This is a genomic window from Thermomonospora catenispora, from assembly GCF_006363815.1.
Taxonomy (GTDB): Bacteria; Actinomycetota; Actinomycetes; order Streptosporangiales; family Streptosporangiaceae; genus Thermomonospora; species Thermomonospora catenispora.
In genome coordinates, this window is the sequence record NZ_RRYT01000006.1 from 174,117 (window position 1) to 196,177 (window position 22,061).

General features: G+C 72.6%; 19 protein-coding genes. 6 read left to right on the plus strand and 13 right to left on the minus strand.

Going from position 1 to position 22,061, the window contains the following annotated elements:
- Window positions 1–131: 131 nt before the first annotated feature.
- From pip to EIO00_RS07525, 4 genes are all read left to right on the plus strand, one after another.
- Window positions 132–1,091, plus strand: a complete 960-nt coding sequence (gene pip, locus EIO00_RS07510; RefSeq protein ID WP_140176597.1) for a prolyl aminopeptidase — start codon at window positions 132–134, stop codon at window positions 1,089–1,091.
- A 136-nt stretch (window positions 1,092–1,227) separates the two neighbouring features.
- Window positions 1,228–2,394, plus strand: coding sequence for a thiolase family protein (locus tag EIO00_RS07515; RefSeq protein ID WP_140176526.1), 1,167 nt, complete (start codon window positions 1,228–1,230; stop codon window positions 2,392–2,394).
- Window positions 2,395–2,397: 3 nt separating this feature from the next.
- Window positions 2,398–2,832 carry a Zn-ribbon domain-containing OB-fold protein gene (locus tag EIO00_RS07520; RefSeq protein WP_241661195.1) on the plus strand — a complete coding sequence of 145 codons (435 nt, stop codon included), beginning with the start codon at window positions 2,398–2,400 and terminating at the stop codon, window positions 2,830–2,832.
- Between the two features lie 73 nt (window positions 2,833–2,905).
- A complete protein-coding gene (locus EIO00_RS07525; protein ID WP_140176528.1) occupies window positions 2,906–4,069 on the plus strand; it encodes an NAD(P)H-dependent flavin oxidoreductase in 1,164 nt (387 codons plus the stop codon).
- Between the two features lie 8 nt (window positions 4,070–4,077).
- On the opposite strand, the gene EIO00_RS07530 is transcribed toward EIO00_RS07525, so the two are convergent.
- The 11 genes from EIO00_RS07530 to polA all read right to left on the minus strand — a co-directional run bounded on the left by EIO00_RS07530 (window position 4,078) and on the right by polA (window position 19,233).
- Window positions 4,078–5,145: an SGNH/GDSL hydrolase family protein gene (locus EIO00_RS07530; protein WP_140176530.1), complete on the minus strand. Its 1,068-nt coding sequence runs from the start codon at window positions 5,143–5,145 to the stop codon at window positions 4,078–4,080.
- A 205-nt stretch (window positions 5,146–5,350) separates the two neighbouring features.
- Window positions 5,351–5,698 carry an STAS domain-containing protein gene (locus EIO00_RS07535; protein WP_161602674.1) on the minus strand — a complete coding sequence of 116 codons (348 nt, stop codon included), beginning with the start codon at window positions 5,696–5,698 and terminating at the stop codon, window positions 5,351–5,353.
- Window positions 5,699–5,992: 294 nt separating this feature from the next.
- On the minus strand, window positions 5,993–6,469 hold the full coding sequence (locus tag EIO00_RS07540; RefSeq protein WP_140176534.1) for a GNAT family N-acetyltransferase: 477 nt from the start codon (window positions 6,467–6,469) through the stop codon (window positions 5,993–5,995).
- A 118-nt stretch (window positions 6,470–6,587) separates the two neighbouring features.
- Complete coding sequence (gene uvrB / locus EIO00_RS07545) at window positions 6,588–8,705, minus strand: excinuclease ABC subunit UvrB (RefSeq protein WP_140176536.1); 2,118 nt, start codon at window positions 8,703–8,705, stop codon at window positions 6,588–6,590.
- Between the two features lie 101 nt (window positions 8,706–8,806).
- On the minus strand, window positions 8,807–9,940 hold the full coding sequence (locus EIO00_RS07550) for a sensor histidine kinase (RefSeq protein WP_140176538.1): 1,134 nt from the start codon (window positions 9,938–9,940) through the stop codon (window positions 8,807–8,809).
- 80 nt (window positions 9,941–10,020) lie between these two features.
- Window positions 10,021–10,623: a dephospho-CoA kinase gene (coaE, locus tag EIO00_RS07555; RefSeq protein WP_140176540.1), complete on the minus strand. Its 603-nt coding sequence runs from the start codon at window positions 10,621–10,623 to the stop codon at window positions 10,021–10,023.
- A gap of 42 nt (window positions 10,624–10,665) precedes the next feature.
- Entirely contained in the window at window positions 10,666–11,157 is a 492-nt protein-coding gene (locus EIO00_RS07560; protein ID WP_140176542.1) for a GNAT family N-acetyltransferase, read from the minus strand.
- A 24-nt stretch (window positions 11,158–11,181) separates the two neighbouring features.
- Entirely contained in the window at window positions 11,182–13,131 is a 1,950-nt protein-coding gene (locus EIO00_RS07565; protein WP_140176544.1) for an endonuclease/exonuclease/phosphatase family protein, read from the minus strand.
- 332 nt (window positions 13,132–13,463) lie between these two features.
- Window positions 13,464–14,924 carry a 30S ribosomal protein S1 gene (gene rpsA / locus EIO00_RS07570; protein ID WP_140176546.1) on the minus strand — a complete coding sequence of 487 codons (1,461 nt, stop codon included), beginning with the start codon at window positions 14,922–14,924 and terminating at the stop codon, window positions 13,464–13,466.
- Window positions 14,925–15,187: 263 nt separating this feature from the next.
- A complete protein-coding gene (locus EIO00_RS07575) occupies window positions 15,188–16,297 on the minus strand; it encodes a polysaccharide deacetylase family protein (protein ID WP_140176548.1) in 1,110 nt (369 codons plus the stop codon).
- Between the two features lie 236 nt (window positions 16,298–16,533).
- Entirely contained in the window at window positions 16,534–19,233 is a 2,700-nt protein-coding gene (polA, locus tag EIO00_RS07580) for a DNA polymerase I (protein ID WP_140176550.1), read from the minus strand.
- A gap of 75 nt (window positions 19,234–19,308) precedes the next feature.
- On the opposite strand from polA, the gene EIO00_RS07585 reads away from it, so the two are divergent.
- Window positions 19,309–19,725 carry a PaaI family thioesterase gene (locus EIO00_RS07585; RefSeq protein ID WP_140176601.1) on the plus strand — a complete coding sequence of 139 codons (417 nt, stop codon included), beginning with the start codon at window positions 19,309–19,311 and terminating at the stop codon, window positions 19,723–19,725.
- 217 nt (window positions 19,726–19,942) lie between these two features.
- Entirely contained in the window at window positions 19,943–20,494 is a 552-nt protein-coding gene (locus EIO00_RS07590) for a DUF4352 domain-containing protein (RefSeq protein ID WP_140176552.1), read from the plus strand.
- 70 nt (window positions 20,495–20,564) lie between these two features.
- Here the strand turns inward: EIO00_RS07590 and EIO00_RS07595 are convergent, their stop codons facing one another.
- Together EIO00_RS07595 and EIO00_RS07600 are read right to left on the minus strand one after the other, a co-directional pair.
- The gene (locus EIO00_RS07595; RefSeq protein WP_140176553.1) at window positions 20,565–21,302 is read right to left on the minus strand and encodes an ABC transporter ATP-binding protein; all 738 of its coding nucleotides are present in this window, start codon (window positions 21,300–21,302) and stop codon (window positions 20,565–20,567) included.
- Entirely contained in the window at window positions 21,292–22,047 is a 756-nt protein-coding gene (locus EIO00_RS07600; RefSeq protein ID WP_140176603.1) for an ABC transporter ATP-binding protein, read from the minus strand. Before EIO00_RS07600 ends, EIO00_RS07595 begins: the two co-directional genes overlap by 11 nt.
- Window positions 22,048–22,061: the final 14 nt, after the last annotated feature.

Consider the following 22,061-nt stretch of genomic DNA (forward strand, 5'->3'; position numbering starts at 1 on the left):
CGAACTCTAGTGCCGATCAGCACAGCGTTTGCCCTGTTTGGGGTTGAGAACGAGGATCTCAAGGCGTTGTCAACACGGCGCACCGCCGCCTGGCGGCCCCGGCGGCGGTGGAACAATCGCTGGTCATGGAGCTGCGCACGCTGTACCCACCGATCGAGCCGTATGACAGCGGACTGCTGGACGTCGGCGACGGAAACCAGATTTATTGGGAGGTCTGCGGCAATCCCGATGGCCGCCCCGCGGTGATGGTGCACGGCGGGCCCGGCGGCGGCTGCACCGCCGACCACCGCCGGCAGTTCGACCCCGAGCGGTACCGGGTCGTGCTGTTCGACCAGCGCAACTGCGGGCGCAGCCGGCCGCACGCCGCCGACCCCGCGGTGTCGCTGGAGCACAACACCACCTGGCACCTGGTCGACGACATGGAACGGCTCCGCGAGCACCTGGACATCGACCGGTGGCTGGTGTTCGGCGGATCGTGGGGCAGCGCGCTGTCGCTGGCCTACGCGCAGCGGCATCCCGACCGGGTCACCGCGCTGGTGCTGCGGGGGATCTTCCTGCTGCGGCCGTTCGAGCTGTACTGGTTCTACCAGGAGGGCGCCTCGCTGCTCTTCCCGGACGCCTGGGAGCGGTACGTGGCGCCGATCCCCGAGGACGAGCGCGAGGACCTGATCGCCGCGTTCGGGAGGCGGCTGGAGTCGCCCGATCCCGAGGTGCGGGTGGAGGCCGCGCGCGCCTGGGCGCAGTGGGAGGCGACGGCGCTGACCCTGCGCCCTCGCCCCGACCTGGTCGAGCACTTCGGCGAGCCCGACTACGCGGTGGCCTTCGCCCGGATCGAGAACCACTACTTCCGCCACGGGGGGTTCTTCGAGGAGGACCAGCTGCTGCGGGACGTGGACCGGATCCGGCACATCCCCGGGGTGATCGTGCAGGGCCGCTATGACGTCTGCACTCCCCCGGCGACCGCCTGGGATCTGCACCGGGCGTGGCCGGAGGCGGAGTTCCACCTGGTGGACGACGCCGGCCACGCCTACGACGAGCCGGGGATCCTGCACCGCCTCATCGAGGCCACCGACCGGTTCGCCGCCTCCTGAGCCGCGCCGTCCTCTCCCTCACCGCCCTCTCCTTCGAATCGGCCGATCCGCATCAGGGCGGCACACCTCATACCGAATCTTGTTCGGTACGGTGTCGAGCGACATGTTCCGGTTCTGGAGAGGGCGATGAGGATCCATGGGTGAGAGTGCGGCGATCGCCGGACTCGGGATGACCGAGCTGGGCAAGGTGTACGGGCGCAGCGCGCGCCGGCTGGCCGCCGACGCGGTGCGGCGCGCGGTCGCCGACGCGGGGCTCGGCCTGGCCGACCTGGACGGGCTGGTGGTCAGCCACGGGATGAGCGGGTCCCCCGGCGTCGAGCTGGCCGCCGCGCTCGGGCTGCGGGACCTGCGGGTGCTGACCCAGATGAACGCCTTCGGCGCCACCGCCGGAGCCATGGTCGCCTATGCGGCCATGTCGGTGATCAGCGGCGCCGCGACCACCGTGGCCTGCGTGTTCGCCGACGCGCCGCTGCGGCCCAAGCAGTCCTCGGGCGCGGCCTACGAGCGCAGCGCCAGGGAGTGGTACGGCTACGGCGGCATGACCGCCGCGCTGGGCTTCCGCAGCGTCAACGCCCTGTACGCGCTGGCCGCGCGGCGGCACATGCTCCGCTACGGCACCACCAGCGAGCAGTTCGGCGCGATCGCGGTCAGCACGCGGCGGTGGGCGACCATGAACCCGCTGGCCCAGATGCGCGACCCGATCACTCTGGAGGACCACCAGAGCTCCCGCTGGGTGGCCGAGCCGCTGCACCTGCTGGACTGCTGCCTGGTGTCCAACGGGGCGATCGCGGTGGTGATCACCTCCGCGGACCGGGCCCGGGACCTGGCCCGTCCGCCCGTGCACATCTGGGGCTGGGGGCAGGGGCACCCGGGGCACCGCAGGGAGCGCGGCAGCGAGTTCGGGCTCACCACCGGCGCGGCGATCTCCGGGCCGATCGCCATGAAGATGGCCGGGGTGACCGTCTCGGACATCGACCTGTGCCAGCTGTACGACTGCTACACCTACACGGTCCTGGTCTCGCTGGAGGACTACGGATTCTGCGCCAAGGGCGAGGGCGGGGCGTTCGTGGAGTCCGGGGCGCTCAGCCCGGGCGGCTCGCTGCCCACCAACACCGGCGGCGGACAGCTGTCGGGCTACTACATGTGGGGCATGACGCCGCTGTCGGAGGCGGTCATCCAGGCCCGCGGCGACGGCGGCGAGCGCCAGGTCGCCAAGCGGGACGTGATCCTGGTCAGCGGCAACGGCGGCATCCTGGACCACCACTCGACCCTGATCCTCAGCCCGCACCGGAAGGAGGCCTAGGCCATGGGGGCCATGGAGACCACGAAGACCACGGAGACCGTGGAAATCGGCGTTCTGCACCGGGACGGCCGCACCGACCCGTTCTTCGACGGCGCGGCCGAGGACCGGCTGGTGATCCGTCGGTGCGAGCCGTGCGGCCGCTGGTACGCGCCCGATCAGTCGGGCTGCCCGGACTGCGGCGCCGACAGGCTGTCCTGGGCCCCGGCGTCCGGGGAGGCGACCCTGGTGACGTGGACGGTGCTGCACGGGCGGCCGGCCGAGGACGGCACGGCGCCGCCGCCGACGATCCTGGGGCTGGTGGAGCTGGCCGAGGGGCCGTGGCTGAACGCCCGGCTGGACGGCGTGGACGCCGGCGCGCTGCGCGAGGGGCTGCCGCTGCGGGCGTCGTTCGTGCACCCCGCCCAGGGCGAGCCCTATCTGCTGTTCCGGCCGGCCTGAGCGGGTCCGGCCGGTCTGAGCGGGGTGGACACCCCCTGGACCGAATGACATTCGGTCCAGTAGCGTACGCGGCATGCGTACCGAGGTCTGCGAGATGTTCGGCATCGAGTTCCCGCTGTTCGCCTTCAGCCACTGCCGCGACGTGGTCGCCGCGGTGACCAACGCGGGGGGCTTCGGGGTGCTGGGCGCCGTCGCCTACACCCCCGACCGGCTCGAAGAGGAACTGCGCTGGATCGACGAACACGTCGGCGGCCGCCCCTACGGGGTGGACGTGCTGGTGCCCGCCAAGCTCGACCTCGGCGACGCCCCCGACCCCTCCCAGGGGGGCGGCGGGCTGGCGGCGATGCTGGCCGCGGTCCCCCGGGAGCACTGGGCGTTCCTGCGGGACCTGTTCGACCGGCACGGCGTCCCGCAGCCGGACTTCGAGGCCGCACGCCGCTCCACCGCCCGCGGCGTCGGCGCGCAGGTCACCGAACAGGGCGCCGCCGATCTCATCGAGGTCGCCCTGAACCACCCCATCCGGCTGATCGCCAGCGCCCTCGGCACCCCGCCGCCCCGCATGATCGAAGCCGCCAAGAAGGCCGGCGTCCCGGTCGCCGCGCTGGTCGGCACCGCCGAGCACGCCCGCCGCCAGGCCGCCGCCGGGGTCGACCTGATCGTCGCCCAGGGCGGCGAGGCGGGCGGGCACACCGGCGAGATCTCCACGATGGTGCTGGTCCCCGAGGTCGTCGACACCGTCGCCCCGCTTCCCGTGCTGGCCGCGGGCGGCATCGCCACCGGACGCCAGATGGCCGCGGCGATGGCGCTCGGGGCCTCGGGCGTGTGGTGCGGATCGGTCTGGCTGACCACCGAGGAGGCCGAGACCCCGCCGCACGTCAAGGAGAAGATGCTGGCCGCCACCTCGCGCGACACCGTCCGCTCCCGGTCGCGCACCGGCAAGCCGGCCCGTCAGCTCCGCTCCGCCTGGACCGACGCCTGGGAGGGCCCCGAGAGCCCCGGATCGCTGGGGATGCCGCTGCAGATGGTGCTCGCCGAGGGCGCCATGCGGCACATCAACAAGGTCGCCGAGAGCGGCCACGAGGGCGCCCGCGCGCTGGCCAACTACTTCGTCGGGCAGTGCGTGGGACTGATGAACAGCGTGCGTCCCGCCCGCCAGGTCGTCTACGACATGGTGCAGGAGTTCGCCGAGGCGCTGGACCGGCTCAACGCGATCACCGGCTCGACCGACCCCGACTGACGCCCCGCTCACCGGAACTGGTGCAACGGGCGCCCGGGGCCGGTGCGGATCTGCTGCACGAACAGCCGGGCCAACGCCTGATAACCGGCCCGGGTGGGGTGGAAGCTGGCCGGCTCGGCCGCCAGCGCCGACAGGTCGACCTTGAGGCCGTTCACATACGGCTCGGGGGTGCCGACCTCATGGCCGGAGAAGGCGTGGTAGGCGTCGACGAACTCCACGCTCCCCTGCCCCTCGGTCGCCGCGATCTGCCGATCCCGGTCGGCCACCACCTGCCGGATGACCTCGTTCAGCTCGCGGGCCCGCGCGTTCAGCCACTGCTGGTCGCCGATGCTGATGTTGTCGGCGCGGGCCCCCGAGCGCTCGGAGAAGATCCGGGGATAGCCCATCACGATCACCCGGGCGCGCGGGGCCCGCGCGGTGATGGCGTCGAGCACGGTGGTCAGCGAGTACCGCAGCGCGGCCATCCGGTCGGCGATCTCAGGACCCTGGTCCTTGCAGGCCCGGCTCCACGGCAGCCGCACCACGCATCCCGCCAGCACCCGGGAGAAGCCGACGTCGTTGCCGCCCACGCTGATCGTCACCAGGCTGGTCTCCGGCCCCACCCGGCTGGTCTGCGGCGGCTCCCCCGACTTGCCCTTCAGCACGGTGGCCGTGGTCGCCCCGGCGCACGCCCAGAACGCCGTGCCGCCGGCGAACCGGAACTCCTTGACCACATCGTGGTAGTAGGCCTGGGAGGTGCGCCGGCACCGGTTGGAGGGGTCCAGGTCGGCGGGGGTCCCATAAGCGCCCTCACCGGAGGAGTAGGAGTCCCCCAGCGCCACGTACCGGCCCCAGGTGGCGGCCTCCAGCGGGGTGAGCCTGCGGGCGGCGCTCCGCGTCGGCTCCGCGGCCGGCGCCTCGACCCGCGGCGCCCTGCGGCACCCGATCCCGAGGACCTCGCACCGCGCCGCCGGGAGCGCGACCAGGGCCCCCGCGGCGACGAACACCGAGACCACCAGCACCACGAGCGCCCGTCCCCGCTCTCCGAGCCGGGGCGGGCGCCGGCCGCCTCGCGGCCATGCCCTCGGTCCGCCCATCGTTCTTCCCTCGCCCGGTGAGTACACCACCCGTTCGACCAGACGTCGGGCCGCGGATCACGGTTCCCGCCTTTACATCGTAGATCAATAAATGGGCCGAGGGCGCGCCGTCGGCGTCCGTGCGGCGGCATGGACGCCCGGCCTCGCGAGCGGGCCGGCGCAAAAAAATCCGGCGACCGGGGGTCGCCGGATCGCGGATCGGACGTCAGACTCGCGCGGGCCGGATGCGGAACGCGCCGTCCATCCCGGTGATCTCCATGATGCGCAGCGCGTTCGGCGGGACCGCGGCCAACGTCAGCGTCACCCCGGCGAGCTCGGCCTCCGCCTGGACGTCGGCCAGCACGCGCAGCGCGTCCGAGCCGAAGAAGCCGACCTCGCGCAGATCGACGACCACCTGGGACATCCTCTCGGCGACGAGCCCCATCAGCGCCTGCCGCAGATGCCCCTGGGTGTGCAGATCGATGTCGCCCGTGACGTACACCACCGCCCGATCCCGATGCCGCAGCACCGCGACCGAGAAGTCGAGTTCCCTGCGAAGCGTCATGCTCGTCATGCCGTCACCGTCCGCATCGCTCGTCCCCATCGCCGTTCGGGCCGCGCCCTACGATCCTGGACCGGCCGCCCGCTCGACACACCACCGTCCGGGTAGCGATTGCCCCTTGTGCTCTTGACCCAGACCCCGCCACTCCCACACACCCGTAATCCACCCCTCAAAGAGACAAAAAGCACATGTCCGACACATCACGGGGGTCGGCGGTCCCGTCGACCTCGCATCGGCCCCGTCCGCCGGGGCGGGCGGCACCGCCCCGCTCTCCGGCCGCGCCCGTCCCGGACGCGGACCCGCGCCTCACCCGCGCCGCATGACCACCCGGGGCCCCAGCGCGTGCAACCCGGCCGCGATCTCCGCCTCCCAGCGCTCGCGCAGCCGCGGCCCCCACTCCCGCTCAGGCAGCGCCGTGAACCCGAACCGCGCGTACCAGGGAGCGTTCCACGGCACGTCCCGGAACGTGATCAGCGTCAGCCCTCCCCGGCTCTCCTCGATCACCCGGGCGAGCAGCCGCCCTCCGACGCCCCGGCCGGCGCGGTCGGCCCGCACCGCGATCTGCTCCAGATGGGGACGCCCGTCCACGTCGACGACCGCCGCGAACCCCACCGGCGGGTCGCCGGCCACCCACACCCGGGCCCGCTCCCCCACCTCCTCGATCATGGTGGGCCCGGCCGGGAGCACGATCCCCACCGACGCGAACATCCCGTCCGCGCTCCGCTCGATCTCCGGCAGCCCCGCCAGATCCGCCGTCCGCGCCCTCCGCACCGGCTCCCTCATCCCGGAAGCGCACCGCCCCTCGGCGCCCCGGCGCCGCGCCGCCGGGCGGTCGGCCGCGCGGGCGACCGCCCGTCCCGGCCCGGGGCGCATCGCGGGAGGGCGGGGGCCGGCCCGGGCGTCATCGGACGCCGGCCTCCGTCATGTCGCGCAGCTCGCGCTTGAGCTCCTTGATCTCGTCGCGGAGCCGGGCGGCCAGCTCGAACTGCAGATCGGCGGCCGCCTGGCGCATCTGGGCGGTCATCTCCTCGATCAGGGACTCCAGCTCCTCGCGGGGGCGCTCGCCGACCAGGTCGGCGGCGTGCCGGCCGGCCTGACGGGTGCGGGAGACCAGACCGGCGACGGGGGCCTTGCCCCGGCCGCGCCGCTGGTCGGCGCCGCCCAGCAGGGTCTCGGTGTCGGCGTCCTCGCGGGCCAGCGAGTCCAGGATGTCGGCGATCCGCTTGCGCAGCGCCTTGGGCTCGATGCCGTGCTCGGCGTTGTAGGCCTGCTGCTTGGCGCGCCGCCGGTTGGTCTCCTCGATGGCGCGCGCCATGGACGGAGTGATCCGGTCGGCGTACATGTGGACCTCGCCGGAGACGTGGCGGGCGGCCCGACCGATGGTCTGGATCAGGGAGGTCTCCGAGCGCAGGAAGCCCTCCTTGTCGGCGTCCAGGATCGCCACCAGCGACACCTCGGGCAGGTCCAGGCCCTCGCGCAGCAGGTTGATGCCGACCAGCACGTCGAACTCGCCGCTGCGCAGCTCGCGCAGCAGCTCGATCCGGCGCAGCGTGTCGACCTCGCTGTGCAGGTAACGGACCCGGATGCCCAGCTCGAGCAGGTAGTCGGTGAGGTCCTCGGCCATCTTCTTGGTGAGCGTGGTGACCAGCACCCGCTCGTCCCGCTCGGCGCGCAGCCGGATCTGGTGGATCAGGTCGTCGATCTGTCCCTCGGTGGGCTTGACCACGATCTCCGGGTCGACCAGCCCGGTCGGCCGGATCACCTGCTCGACCACGTCTCCGCCGACCCGGCTCAGCTCGTACGGGCCGGGGGTGGCCGACAGATAGACGGTCTGGCCGATCCGCTCGCAGAACTCCTCCCACGTCAGCGGCCGGTTGTCCATCGCCGACGGCAGGCGGAAGCCGTGCTCGACCAGCATCCGCTTGCGGGAGGCGTCGCCCTCGTACATCGCGCCGATCTGCGGCACGGTCTGGTGCGACTCGTCGATGACCAGCAGGAAGTCCTCGGGGAAGTAGTCCAGCAGCGTGTGGGGCGGGCTGCCGGGCTCCCGGCCGTCGATGTGCCGGGAGTAGTTCTCGATCCCGGAGCAGGTGCCGACCTGCCGCATCATCTCGATGTCGTAGGTGGTGCGCATCCGCAGCCGCTGCGCCTCCAGCAGCTTGCCCTGCGCCTCCAGCTCGGCCAGCCGCTCGGCCAGCTCGGCCTCGATTCCGGCGATCGCGCGCTCCATCCGCTCGGGCCCGGCCACGTAGTGGGAGGCGGGGAAGACGTGCACCTCCTCGCTCTCGCCGAGCACCTCCCCGGTCAGCGGGTGCAGCGTGGCGAGCCGCTCGATCTCGTCGCCGAACATCTCGATCCGGACGGCGAGCTCCTCGTACTGCGGGATGATCTCCACGGTGTCGCCGCGCACCCGGAACGTCCCGCGGGTGAACGCCAGGTCGTTGCGGGCGTACTGCATCTCGACCAGCTTGTGCAGCAGCTCGTCGCGATCGATCTCCATGCCGACGCGCAGCGTGACCATCCGGTCCACGTACTCCTGCGGGGTCCCCAGGCCGTAGATGCACGACACCGAGGCGACCACCACGGTGTCCCGGCGGGTCAGCAGCGAGTTGGTCGCCGAGTGCCGCAGCCGCTCGACCTCCTCGTTGATGGAGGCGTCCTTCTCGATGTAGGTGTCGCTCTGGGGGACGTACGCCTCGGGCTGGTAGTAGTCGTAGTACGACACGAAGTACTCGACCGCGTTGTTCGGCAGCATCTGCCGCAGCTCGTTGGCGAACTGGGCGGCGAGCGTCTTGTTGGGCTGCATCACCAGGGTGGGACGCTGCACCCGCTCGATCAGCCAGGCGACGGTGGCGGTCTTCCCGGTGCCGGTGGCGCCCAGCAGCACCGTGTCCTTGTCGCCCCGCTTGATCCGCCGCTCCAGCTCGGCGATCGCCTGCGGCTGGTCGCCCGACGGCGTCATGTCCGTGACGACCTGGAACGGCGCGTCCTTGCGCTGAATGTCCGTGACCGGCCGCACGTCGTCCTCCCCTGCTCGGATGCGCTCATCCCGCGTCCCCACTGTACGCAGCCGGTGCGACAGTCCCGGACGCGGCGGCGCGCCCGGCGGGTCCGCGGCGATCAGGAGGCGGCGGGCAGCGGGATGCGGGCGCGCAGCGCGAACCCGCCCTCGGGCCGCGGCCCGGCGTCCAGGGCCCCGCCGAGCGCGGTGACCCGCTCCCGCAGCCCCACCAGGCCGTTGCCGCCGCTGGGCAGCAGCCGCTCGGGCTCGCCCGGCGGCGGCCCGTTGACCACCGACAGCTCGATCGCGTCGGAGGTCTGCCGGACCAGCACCTCGGTGTCGGCCTCGCCGGCGTGCTTGTGCACGTTGGTCAGGCCCTCCTGGATCACCCGGTACGCGGCGCGCGCCACCGCCGGAGGCAGCTGGCAGTCGCCGAGCTCGGTGGTCAGCGCGATCTTCAGCCCGGCCGCCCGGGACCGCTCGACCAGTTCGGCGATGTCGTCGGGGCCCGGCACCGTCTGCGGGCCGCTGTCCTCGCCGAGCCGCAGCACCCCGATCACCTGCCGCAGCTCCTCCAGCGCCTGGCGCCCCATGTCCCCGATGACCTCGGCGGTCTCGGCGGCCCGCTGCGGGTCGCGGGCGGCGATGGCGCGCAGCGCGGCCGCCTGCACCACCATGACGCTGATCCGGTTGGCGACCACGTCGTGCATCTCGCGGGCGATGCGGGCGCGCTCCTCGACGCGGGCGCGCTCGGCCAGCAGGGTCTGCTCGCGCTCCAGCCGCCGGGTGCGTTCCTGCAGCGAGGCGATGAGCTGCTTGCGGGCGCCCATGTACAGGCCGAGCAGCACCGGCGGCAGCGCGAACACCATGCCCACGATCAGCCGCAGCGTCAGCGGTTCCGAGCGGTCCAGCCCCGGCTCGGGCTGCAGCGCGAACGAGGCGATCCCCAGCGCCGTCAGGCAGAGCACGGCCCGGCGGGAGGTCGCGTAGGCGCCCAGCGAGTAGCAGGCGATGAGCCCGGAGACGGCCCCGCCCCCGGTGGCCGCTCCCACCGCGGTCCCGGCCGCCACCAGCGCCACGGGGTGCCTGCGGCGCACCACCAGGCACAGCCCGAGCACGAACGCCGCCGACGCCGTCGCCCAGCGGGGCAGCCAGAAGTCCACGGTGGTGACCCACGCGATGAGCGCGTCCGTCACCGCCGCCCCGGCCGCCAGCGCAACGTCCAGCGCCCGTGATCGCTTCGTCGGCCGCATCGCCGCCCCCGTCACCCCATGGTGAGCCTACGGAACCCGTTACTCGATATATCGCATTTTCCGGGGCGGCCCGAGGCCGTTCAGCCCGCCGCGGAACGGGCCTCCAGCTCGGTCCACAGCGCGTCCACCGCCGCGTCCAGCTCCTCCAGCGTCCCGGAGTTGTCGATCACGTAGTCGGCGATCTTCAGGCGCTCCTCACGGGTCGCCTGCGCGGCGATCCGGGCGCGGGCGTCCTCCTCGCTCATGCCGCGGGCGCCGGTGAGCCGGGCCAGCTGCGTCTCCACCGGCACGTCCACCACGACCACCATGTCGTACAGTCCCGCCAGGTTGTTCTCGGTCAACAGCGGCACGTCGTAGACCACGACGGCGTCCTGCGGCGCCGCCTCCACCAGCTCGTTCATCCGCTCCCCGACCAGGGGGTGCACGATGGCGTTGAGCGCGGCGCGGCGATCGGCGTCGGCGAACACGATCGAGCCGAGCCGTTCCCGGTCCAGCGACCCGTCCGGGAGCAGCACCTGCTCGCCGAACTCGGCGACCACCGCCGCCAGTCCCGGCGTGCCGGGCTCGACCACCTCGCGGGCGATCTTGTCGGCGTCGATGATGACGGCGCCGCGAGCGGCCAGCCGCGCGGACACCTCGCTCTTGCCGGCGCCGATCCCGCCGGTCAGTCCCACTCGCAACACGGCCGTCAGCCTAACGGGTGGGCCCGCCGCGCCCCGATCCGGCTAGGAGTCTCCGGAAACGAGCGGTTTGCGCATGTGCACCACGGTCAGATGGGCGGCCAGCCGCTCCCGGTGCGTCTCGGTGTAGCCGAGTCTCCGGCACAGCCGCAGGCCGGCGTCGCTGAGGTGGCCGGTGAACAGCGCGCAGGAGTCCGCCCGGGCGGCGGCCCGCTCCTCCAGCGCCCGCAGCAGCCTCGTCCCCACACCCTGCCCCTGCGCGTCGGGGGCGACGGCCAGCCGGCCCACCAGGCAGGTGCGCCCACCGAACGTGCCGCGGACCGCGCCGACCAGCCGAGCCCCCCGCATCGCCTTGAGCACCAGCGTGTCGGTCCCGGTCAGCGCCCTGCGGAGCTGATCGAGCGTCTCGATCAGCGGCGGGAGGAACGGATCCCCGTACAGCTGCGCCTCGGCCAGGTAGGCGGCCCGCTGAACGGTCAGGATCTCCCCGGCGTCGTCCTCACCGGCGGGCGCGATGCGCAGCGGCGGCGTGCTCACCGGCGCGCCCCCGCGGCCCGACGCTCAGCCATCGAGGCGGACGGTGACGGCCACCGGGTAGTGGTCGGACACCGGGGCGGGGTGCACGCCGTGCTCGGAGAACACCAGCTCGTCGGTGCCCAGGATCCAGTCGACCTTCCTGCCCTCGGGGGTGGTGGCCCGATAGTCGCCCAGCGCGGCGGCGCGCAGCGGCTTGCCCTTCAGGAAGGTGCCGTCCAGGAACATGTCCATCTCAGGATCGTCGGGCTCGCTGCCCAGGTCTCCGCCGAAGACCGTGCGGGGGGCGCCGCCCCACGCCGACAGCAGCGCCGCGATCTCCCGCCGCCGGGCCCGCGCATGGTCCGTCCCGCCGTCCAGGTGGGTGTTCCACACGTACACCGGCTTGCCGCCGACGTCCAGACGGGCCCACACGTATCCGCGGATCTGGGACCAGTCGCCCTTGGGCATCCGGGCGGCGCCCGACCGCAGCACCTTCCGGGAGGTCAAGATGGCGTTGCCGAGCTGGCCGTCGGCGGCGGGGCCCCAGATCAGGTGCATGCCGAGCTCGCGGGACAGCCACACCCCGATGTCGGTGGCGCCCGACGGCACCGCTCCGCGCCCCACCTCCTGCAGCAGCACCACGTCGGCGCGCTGGGCGCGGACGGCGTCGGCGACGGCCCGCAGGTTCAGCCGTCCGCCGTCGTCGATGGCGTGGCGGATGTTGAAGGTCACCACCCGCAGGGTGCGCGGATCGCCGCCCGGCGCGGTCGCGTCCGGCTCGGTGAGCGCGAACGCCAGCGTCCCCAGCAGCAGCACCAGCGCCGCCGCCCCTCCGGTCAGCGCCCGCAGCGGCGCCCGCGCCGGCAGCGGGCCTCCCCGGGCCGCGGCGATGGCGGCCAGTCCGCCCAGCAGGATCCCGGCCACCCCGGGCAGCACGTTGTTGGGGAACGGCAGCGCCCCGACGGCGCTGAGCTGGTACGGCAGCAGCACCGCCACGATCAGGAATCCGCCCAGTGCGGCGCCCACGTCGATCCGCCACACCGGACCGCCCTCCCCGGCGCGGCGCAGCGGAGCCCGGCAGGCCACCGCCAGCAGCCAGGCCGCCAGCACCTGCCCGAGGACCACCACGCCGACCACCACGACGCCGGAGACCGCGTACGACCCGGCCACCGCGCCGGCGGCGACCCCCAGCACGGTGCCGCCGAGCACGCACACCCCGCCGGGCACCGCCCGCACCGCCAGCCCCGACGACAGGAACGCCAGCGCCAGCCCCTGCCCGACGACCACCGTCGCATGCGCCACCAGCAGCGACTGCCAGCCGGAGGAGGCCACGAACGCGGGGCTGGACAGCACCAGGATCTGCAGCGCCAGGAACGGCCCGAGCGCCGCCGCGCCCATGCCGTCCCGCCAGGAGATCCCCGGCGCCCGGACCGGCCCCGAGGACAGCTCCCGGGCCAGGGCCGCCGCGCCGAGCCCCACGAACAGCAGGCACACCGCCCACTCGGCGACGCCGTTCCGCCACACCGGGTCCCACGTGCCGAACGCCATGCGCACCGCCGTGTCCACCCCGAGCCCGGCGACGGTCGCGGTGGCGAACCCCACCCCCGACAGGCCGCGCGCCGCCTCGTACAGCGCCGCCACCGCGATCATCCCGACCGCGGTGCCGAGCAGCGCCAGCGCCAGGTGCCCGGAGAGCGCCTGCGCCAGCAGGCGCACCAGCAGCAGCCCGCCGACACCGGTCAGCAGCAGCCCGTTCGGCCCGGCCGCCGTCCGGACGGCGGGGGCGGCGAACCCGGCCAGGAACACCGCCAGCACCACCGGGACGGCGACGACGGCGCCCGCCGAGTCGGCCACATGGGTGAAGTGCGGCGCCGCCATGCGCAGGATCTGCGCCAGCACGCCGATGGTGACGGCGATGAGCGTCAGCCGCGCCGGGCCCTGGGGAACGATCGACGGGGCGTCCTCGGCCCTGGTTGCCGGGTGAGTGGTGGTCACTTGGCGTTGCTCTCTGACAGCGGGGTGTTGGGCGGGTCCTACCGGGATGCGGCCGCAGGAAACGACCACGGCCGGACGTCGACCCCGTCACAGGGCCGTCATCCGGCCGTGGTCATTATGGCATCGCCCGCGGGTCGACACCGACCGACGCACGGCTCGCCCTTCGAGATGCGCGAGGGCCCGCGGCCCGGTGAACGGGCCGCGAGCCCTCGGAAGCCACGATCGAGACACACGGCGGAGCCGACGGCGCGAGGATCTCCCCCGCGCCGGGCGCGGAGCCCTCAGGCCCTACCGGCGGGCGGACCGGCGGACCGCCGCCCCGCCCGTCCCGCTCACTGGCCGCCGCCGGAGAGCTTCTCGCGGAGAGCGGCCAGGGCCTCGTCGGAGGCCAGGGCGCCGGACTCGGACTCGCCGCCGGAGTAATCCTCGCCCAGGGCGGTGCCGGCCGCCTCGGCCTCGGCACGGCGGGCCTCCTCGATCTGCCGGCGGTGGGCCTCGAAGCGCTGGCGGGCCTCGGCGTACTGCCGCTCCCAGGCCTCACGCTGCTCCTCGTAGCCCGGCAGCCACTCGCCGGTCTCGGGGTCGAAGCCCTCGGGGTACTTGTAGTTGCCGTGCTCGTCGTACTCGGCCGGCATGCCGTACAGGGTGGGGTCGAAGTCCTCGTCGTCCATGGCCGCGGCGCTCTCGTTGGCCTGCTTGAGCGACAGGCTGATCCGGCGCCGGTCCAGATCGATGTCGATGATCTTGACGAAGATCTCGTCGCCGACCTGCACGACCTGCTCGGGGATCTCCACGTGGCGCTCGGCCAGCTCGGAGATGTGCACCAGGCCCTCGATGCCCTCCTCGACCCGCACGAACGCGCCGAACGGCACCAGCTTGGTGACCCGGCCCGGCACGACCTGGCCGATCTGGTGGGTGCGGGCGAACTGCTGCCAGGGGTCCTCCTGGGTCGCCTTCAGCGACAGGGAGACCCGCTCGCGCTCCATGTCGACGTCGAGGACCTCGACGGTGACCTCCTGCCCCACCTCGACGACCTCGGAGGGGTGGTCGATGTGCTTCCAGGACAGCTCGGAGACGTGCACCAGGCCGTCCACGCCGCCCAGGTCGACGAAGGCACCGAAGTTGACGATGGAGGAGACCACGCCCTTGCGGACCTGGCCCTTCTGGAGGGTGTTGAGGAAGGTCTGGCGGACCTCGCTCTGGGTCTGCTCCAGCCAGGCCCGACGGGACAGCACCACGTTGTTGCGGTTCTTGTCCAGCTCGATGATCTTGGCCTCGAGCTCACGACCGACGTACGGCTGCAGGTCCCGGACCCGGCGCATCTCCACCAGCGAGGCCGGCAGGAAGCCGCGCAGGCCGATGTCGAGGATGAGACCACCCTTGACGACCTCGATGACCGTCCCGGTGACGATCCCGTCCTCGTCCTTGATCTTCTCGATCGTGCCCCAGGCGCGCTCGTACTGGGCGCGCTTCTTGGACAGGATCAGCCGACCCTCCTTGTCCTCCTTCTGCAGGACAAGGGCTTCGACGTGGTCGCCGACCTTGACGACCTCGTGCGGGTCGACATCGTGCTTGATCGACAGCTCCCGGGACGGGATGACGCCCTCGGTCTTGTAACCGATGTCGAGCAAGACCTCGTCTCGGTCGACCTTGACGACAGTGCCCTCGACAATGTCGCCGTCGTTGAAGTACTTGATCGTCTCATCGATCGCGGCGAGGAACTCCTCTGCCGAGCCAATGTCGTTGACCGCTACTTGAGGAGTGGTGGTCGAGGTGTCGGTGCTGCTCGTCATGTGTGGGCTGGCTCCGGATACGGACATAGATCGTTGAACTATGCAGCGCAGAGGGCCCTTTTTCGTCCCTGCCAAAACCGGAGACGGTGGAGTTCCCGCCTGTAGACCGATGTCGACCTGACCGAGCGCGAGCCTGCTCTGTCCGAAGCACGCGCAGGCCCACAGCGCAGCGATCAGCATATGGGACTTGACCACGTGGGTCAATTGCGGGGACGGACGCGGGCCCGCTCCCGCCGGCCCACCGCACAGTTTTACACCCGAGTCTAGTAGGCCCGCCCATACCTGCGGTAATCGACCGCCAAGTCCCCTGCCCGGCCTGCGGGGAAGCTCACCGTGCCCGGGTCGCCGTCGGAGACGTAGCGCTCCCGGGGGTGGTCGCGCAGCCAGTCGAGCCACGCCGCCGAGCAGTACCGCCGGCAATCGTTGTCCGGAATTTTACCCGCAGACTGGATCCGCATGATCGAGTCCGCGTCGAAATCGACGTGGAACGGCGACGCCGACGGCCGCCACCCCGCCAGGAAGATCCCTCGGAACGCGTACTCGCCCTCCTTGGCCCGCGCCCACGAGCTCCGCCGCGGCCTCGCCCCGAACGGGTAGGCCAGCGTCACGGAGCGCCGGCCGCTCATCGCCGTGATCCGCTCCTCGAGCCGGCCGATCTCCCGCTGCACCCCCGCCTTGTCCAGCGTGGACAGGTCGGCGTGCGACCAGGTGTGGTTGCCCACCTCGAAGCCGTGCTCCACCAGCCACCGCAGCCCCTCCGCGGCCCGGTCCCCCATCCGGAACGGATCGGAGTTCACATAGAACGTGGCGACCGGCCGGAACCCCGGATGCCGGCGCGCCACCTCCAGCAGCACGCCCACCGCCGTGTCCGGCTCGGGCACGCCCCGCTCGTCCAGCGCGAAATGCCCGGGCGTCCCGTCGTCGAACGTCAGCACCACCGGGTGCCGTCCGGCCGGGACGTCGATCCAGCCCCGCGCGAGATCCGCGGCGGTGATCGGCACGTACCCCTCCCGGGCCAGCCGGGTCAGCTCCTCGCGCAGCTCCTGGGGGGTGCGGTCCAGGGAGGATGCGGGCTCGGCCACGATCCGGTGGTACATGATCACCGGAATCTGCCCCAGCTCGTTGGCCTGCACCTGCCGCGCCACCGCCGACGCCGCCCCGATCGCGGGGGTCTCGGACGGCCGCGGCGGCTCCTCGCGCGCCGCCGGGGTCCCCGGCGGGCGGGGCGCGGCGGATCGGTCCACGGCGTCCGGCGCCGCGGGCGCCGCCGCGGGCGCGACGGTCTCGGCCCCGCGCCCGGCGTCCGGCGCGACCAGCCCGACGATCACCGACAGCACGATCAGCACACCGGCGAGCTTGTGCAGGGGCGGCACGGTCCTCCCATCGCCAGCCGTCGATCGTGAGCAAAGTCTGCCTCAGGGCACGGCCGAGGTCCACGGCTCGGGGCGGGCTTCTGGAAGAGCGCGCGGGGACGGGGCGGCGGGAGAGGGCGGACGAAGGGCCCTCTCCCGCCGGGGGCGTTCCACGGCCGATCCTTTGGAGCCGGGTCCGCCCGCGCCGCGGGCCGCGGGCGGGCCCGGCGGCCCTCGCGGTCCGGCGCCCGCCGGTGCTAGTGGGCGGCCTCCTGCCAGGTCCGGCCGGTGCCCATGGAGACCTCCAGGGGGGCGCGCAGCTCATAGGCGCCGGTCATCTGCTCGCGCACCAGCTCCTGCAGCTCCTCCAGCTCGCCGGGGGCGACCTCGAAGACCAGCTCGTCGTGGACCTGCAGCAGCATCCGGGAGGCCAGACCGCGCTCGCGCAGCGCCCGGTCGACGTTCAGCGACGCGACCTTGATGATGTCGGCGGCCGAGCCCTGGATGGGGGCGTTCAGGGCCATCCGCTCGGCCATCTCCCGGCGCTGCCGGTTGTCGGAGGTCAGATCGGGCAGGTAGCGGCGACGGCCGAGGATGGTCTCGGTGTACCCGTCCCGACGCGCCCGCTCCACCACGCCGCGCAGGTAGTCGCGGACCCCGCCGAACTGCTCGAAATAGTCGTCCATCAGCACCCGCGCCTCGTCGGGGGTGATGGACAGCTGGGCGGCCAGCCCGAACGGGGACAGACCGTAGGCCAGGCCGTAGTTCATCGCCTTGATCCGGGCCCGCAGCTCCGGGTCCACCTGGTCGGGCGGCACCCCGAAGACCCGGGCGGCGGTGATGGTGTGGAAGTCCGCCCCGGAGGTGAACGCCTCGATCAGCGCCTCGTCCCCGGACAGGTGCGCCATGATCCGCAGCTCGATCTGGCTGTAGTCGGCGGTCATCAGGCACTCGAAGCCCTCGCCGACCACGAAGCCCTCCCGGATCTGCCGGCCCTCGGCGGTGCGGATCGGGATGTTCTGCAGGTTCGGGTCGGTGGACGACAGCCGCCCGGTCGCCGCCACCATCTGGTTGAAGGTGGTGTGGATCCGCCCGTCCTCGGCCGCCATCGGGATGAGCGAGTCCACGATGCTCTTGAGCTTGGCCACCTCGCGCCAGCGCAGGATGTGCTCCAGCACCGGGTGCGGGCTCTTGGCCAGCAGCCCCGTCAGCGCCTCGGAGTCGGTGGTGTAGCCGGTCTTGGTGCGCTTGGTCTTGGGCAGGCCGAGCTCGTCGAACAGCACCTGCTGCACCTGCTTGGGCGACCCCAGGTTGAACTCGCGGCCGACGGCGGCGTGGGCCCGCCGCTCGCACTCTGCGGCCTGCCCGCCCAGCGACGACGACAGCGCCGCGAAGTGGTCGGTGTCCACGGCGATCCCGGCCCGCTCCATCTCGGCCAGCACCCCGACCAGCGGCAGCTCCACCTCGTGCAGCAGCCGCAGCGCGCCCCGCCGCTCCAGGTCGCGGTCCAGCTCGTCGGCCAGCTCCAGCACCGCCCGCGCCCGCACCGCCAGCTCGCGCGCGGCGTCGGCCTCCGCCGACCCGTCGATCGTCAGCTGCCCGTCCGCGGCGGCCTCGTCCCGCAGCTCCTTGTGCAGATACCGCAGCACCAGATCGGCCAGGTCGAAGGTGCGCTGCCCCGGCAGCGCCAGATAGGCGGCCAGCGCCGTGTCGCTGGTCACCCCCTCCAGCGACAGTCCGCGCGCCGCCAGCGCCAGCATCGGCCCCTTGGCCTCGTGCACCGCCTTGGGCCGCTTGGGGTCGGCCAGCCAGTCCGCCAGCGCCCGCTCGTCCTCGGCGGCCAGCTCGGCGGGCTCCACGTACACCGCCGAGCCCCGTGCGGTCGCCAGCGCGATCGCCGTCACCTCGCCGGTGCCGCGGCCCCACCGGCCGGTCACCGCCATGCCGACCCGCTCCCCCGGCGCGCCGGCGTGCTCGGCCAGCCAGGCCCCCAGTGCGCCCGGCTCGGGACGGGTCAGCTCGACCTCGAAGCCCTCCTCGGCCTCCGGCTCCACCGCCGACAACGTGGCGTACAGTCGCTCCCGCAGCACCCGGAACTGCAGGGCGTCGAACAGGGTGTGGATCTCGTCGCGGTCCCACTGCCCCAGCCGCAGGTCCTGCGGCCCGACGTCCAGCGGGACCCGGCGGTCCAGCTCGTTGATCTGGTGGTTGCGCAGCACCTGGGGCAGGTGCTCGCGCAGGTTGGCGCCGGCCTTGCCCTTGATCTCGTCGACGTGGGCCACCAGCCCGTCCAGATCGCCGTACCGGGTGAGCCATTTGGCGGCGGTCTTGGGCCCCACCCCCGGCACCCCCGGCAGGTTGTCGCTGGGCTCCCCCACCAGCGCCGCCAGCTCCCGGTAACGCTCCGGCGGCACCCCGTACTTGCTGGTCACCGCCTGAGGGTCGTAACGGGTCAGCTCCGAGACCCCGCGCACCGGGTACAGCACCGTCACATGCTCGTTCACCAGCTGGAACGCGTCCCGGTCGCCGGTGATCACCAGCGTGGTCATGCCCTGGGCGGACGCCTGGGAGGCCAGTGTGGCGATGATGTCGTCGGCCTCGTAGCCCGGCACCGACAGCCGCGGGATCCGCAGCGCGTCCAGCACCTCGAAGATCAGGCTGACCTGGCTGCGGAACTCGTCGGGAGCCTTGCTGCGACCCGCCTTGTACTCCACGTACTGCTCGTGCCGGAACGTGGGCTCGGAGCGGTCGAAGGCCACCGCGATGTGCGTGGGCCGCTCGTCGCGCAGCACGTTGATGAGCATCGAGGTGAAGCCGTAGACCGCGTTGGTGGGCTGGCCGTCGGTGGTCGAGAAGTTCTCCACCGGCAGCGCGAAGAACGCGCGGTAGGCCAGCGAGTGCCCGTCCAGCAACAGCAGCCGGTCGGTCTTGTCAGGGGTCGGTGCCATCATCTCCACGGCACGAGCCTAGCCTTCCGTTACGACACTTTGAGGGAGGCTTACGTGACCGACCAGGGCGGATCGACTCCGCAGATGCAGCGCGCCGAACTGATCGAGGCGTTCGGCGGCAACCCCGAGGGCGACCTGGCCTCGGCCATGGGCATCGAGCTGCTGGAGGCGTCTCCGGAACGCGTCGTCGGCCGCATGCCGGTCAAGGGCAACACCCAGCCGTTCGGGCTGCTGCACGGCGGCGCCTCCTGCGTTCTGGCCGAGTCCCTCGGCTCCACCGGCGCCTTCCTGCACGCCGGGCCCGGCCGGATCGCCGTGGGGGTGGAGATCAACGCCACCCACCACCGTTCCGCCACCGAGGGGTACGTCACCGGCGTCGCCACCCGGATCCACGGCGGGCGCACCCTGGCCACCTATGACATCGTCATCACCGACGAGCAGGACCGACGGATCTGCACCGCCCGTCTCACCTGCATGCTCCGCGACCGGCCCGCCGGGTGACCCGTCGAGCGGCCCGACCGGCCGCCCCGCCGCCCCGCCCGGGTTTCCTTTGCACCGGAGGGCCATGCGTCGCTAGCGTTGTCACCCAGGGTCCGGGGCCGCTGAGTAGATAACGTACGTCCGGGGAAGGGGTGTACGGCCCCAAAGGCGGCCCCGTACCCGCCCTGCCGCAGCCGCCCGTCTTGCCTCGCCCTCGCGTTCTCCCTAAGGTCGCGTCATGCGATGGGCGCTGATCGCGGGGCTGGCGCTTGTGACGACGGCGCAGGCCGCCTGCTCGGCCGGGGACCGGCCGCCGCGTTACGACACACCGCCGCGCACCGCCCGGCCCTCCGAGACGCCCCTCCCCTACCGGGAGACCAGGCTCGGTGAGCTCACCTACACCGTCGTGGCCGTCCGCACCGGCATCAAGGAGGTGATCGGCAGCCACGGCAGCATCCCCGCCGAAGGACAGTACGTGCGGGTCAGGCTGCTCATCGACAACCGGGGGCGGGACCGTCATCAGTTCGTCCCCTCCCGGCAGGCCCTGGTGACCGCGGACGGGCGCGCCCACCGACCCGACCACGACGCCATGTCGGTCAGCCGGGCCGTCACCGGCGTCCAGACTCTCGCCCGCGAGGAACGCCGCGAGCTGGACCTGTGGTTCGAGATCCCCGCCGCCGCGACCGTACGGGCGTTGCGGATCAGCGGCGACACCACCTCCTCCGCCCTGGGCGACCAGATCAGCGGCGCACCGGCCGACGCCGCCCGCACCGTCGACATCCCCCTGTGAGGACCCCGGAACGCCTCGGGGCCGGGCGACCCGCGGTCACCCGGCCCCGAGCGGAGCGAGAGCGGAACGGTCAGCCCTGCGCCGCCCCCTTCGGAGCGGCGCCCGCGCCCGTGCCCAGATACGCCGCGCGGACCTCCGGGTCGTCCAGCAGATCCCGCGCCGGGGCCGACTTGACCACCCGGCCCGTCTCCAGCACGTACGCCCGGTGCGCCAGCTGCAGCGCCTGCTGGGCGTTCTGCTCCACCACCAGCACGGTGGTGCCGCGACGGTTGATCTCCTCGATGATCTTGAAGATCTGCTGGATCAGCATGGGCGCCAGCCCCATCGACGGCTCGTCCAGCAGCAGCACCTTCGGCCGCGCCATCAGCGCCCGGCCGATCGCCAGCATCTGCTGCTCGCCGCCGGACATGGTGCCGCCGGGCTGGTCCTTGCGCTCGGCGAGCCGGGGGAACAGCTCGAAGACCTCCTCCAGGTCCTTGTCGAGGTTCCCCTTGCGCGCGTACGCGCCCATGTACAGGTTCTCCAGCACCGTCATGCCCGGGAAGATCCCCCGGCCCTCCGGCGCCTGCCCGATCCCGGCCAGCAGTCGCTTGTGCCCCGGCATCCGGCTGATGTCGCGGCCCTCGAACCGGATCGAGCCCGACGTCAGCGGCCGCAGACCGGAGATCGTCTTCAGCGTGGTCGTCTTGCCGGCGCCGTTGGCGCCGATCAGCGTGACGATCTCGCCCTCGCCGACCTCCACCGTGACGCCCTTGAGCGCCGCGATGTTGCCGTAGTGGACATGGATGTCCTTGACCTCAAGAAGCATCGGCGGGAGCCCCCAAATACGCTTCGATGACCCGCGGGTCGTTCTGCACCTCCGACGGCAGGCCTTCGGCGATCTTCTGTCCGAAGTCCAGCACCGCCACCCGGTCGCTGATCCCCATCACCAGGCTCATGTCGTGCTCGATCAGCAGCACCGTGCGACCGGAGTCGCGGATCTTGCGGATCAGCTCCTGCAGCGCCTCCTTCTCCGCCGGGTTCATCCCGGCGGCCGGCTCGTCCAGCAGCAGCAGCTTCGGATCGGTGGCCAGCGCCCGCGCGATCTCCAGCCTGCGCTGGTCGCCGTAGGGCAGGTTCTTGGCCAGGTCCCCGATGCGGTGCCCGATCCCCACGAAATCCAGCAGTTCACGGGCCTTCTCCCGGCCCTCCCGCTCCTCGCGGCGGTGCCACGGCAGTCCCAACGCCGCCCCGGCCAGGCCGGTCCGGTGGTGGGCGTCCGCGCCCACCATCACGTTCTCCAGCGACGTCATGTTGTGGAACAGCCGCACGTTCTGGAACGTGCGCGCCACGCCGAGCTTGGTGATCTTGAACCGCTTCAGCCCGTTGATCCGCCGCCCGGCCAGCAGCACCTGGCCCTCCGTCGGCCGGTACACGCCGGTGATGACGTTGAACACCGTGGTCTTGCCGGCGCCGTTGGGGCCGATGAGCGCGAAGATGTCGCCCTCGTCGATCTGCAGCCGCAGACCGTTGATCGCCACGACGCCGCCGAACCGCATGGTGATGTCGCGCATCTCCAGCAGCGGGG

What these genes read in the sequence shown, in the direction of transcription:
- EIO00_RS07515 (WP_140176526.1), top strand. Translation starts at nt 1,228, where the DNA reads ATGGGTGAGAGTGCGGCGATCGCCGGACTCGGGATGACCGAGCTGGGC.
- EIO00_RS07520 (WP_241661195.1), top strand. Translation starts at nt 2,398, where the DNA reads ATGGGGGCCATGGAGACCACGAAGACCACGGAGACCGTGGAAATCGGC.
- EIO00_RS07525 (WP_140176528.1), top strand. Translation starts at nt 2,906, where the DNA reads ATGCGTACCGAGGTCTGCGAGATGTTCGGCATCGAGTTCCCGCTGTTC.
- EIO00_RS07530 (WP_140176530.1), bottom strand. Translation starts at nt 5,145, where the DNA reads ATGGGCGGACCGAGGGCATGGCCGCGAGGCGGCCGGCGCCCGCCCCGG.
- EIO00_RS07535 (WP_161602674.1), bottom strand. Translation starts at nt 5,698, where the DNA reads ATGACGAGCATGACGCTTCGCAGGGAACTCGACTTCTCGGTCGCGGTG.
- EIO00_RS07540 (WP_140176534.1), bottom strand. Translation starts at nt 6,469, where the DNA reads ATGAGGGAGCCGGTGCGGAGGGCGCGGACGGCGGATCTGGCGGGGCTG.
- EIO00_RS07550 (WP_140176538.1), bottom strand. Translation starts at nt 9,940, where the DNA reads ATGCGGCCGACGAAGCGATCACGGGCGCTGGACGTTGCGCTGGCGGCC.
- rpsA (WP_140176546.1), bottom strand. Translation starts at nt 14,924, where the DNA reads ATGACGAGCAGCACCGACACCTCGACCACCACTCCTCAAGTAGCGGTC.
- EIO00_RS07585 (WP_140176601.1), top strand. Translation starts at nt 19,309, where the DNA reads ATGCAGCGCGCCGAACTGATCGAGGCGTTCGGCGGCAACCCCGAGGGC.
- EIO00_RS07590 (WP_140176552.1), top strand. Translation starts at nt 19,943, where the DNA reads ATGCGATGGGCGCTGATCGCGGGGCTGGCGCTTGTGACGACGGCGCAG.
- EIO00_RS07595 (WP_140176553.1), bottom strand. Translation starts at nt 21,302, where the DNA reads ATGCTTCTTGAGGTCAAGGACATCCATGTCCACTACGGCAACATCGCG.
- EIO00_RS07600 (WP_140176603.1), bottom strand. Translation starts at nt 22,047, where the DNA reads ATGCGCGACATCACCATGCGGTTCGGCGGCGTCGTGGCGATCAACGGT.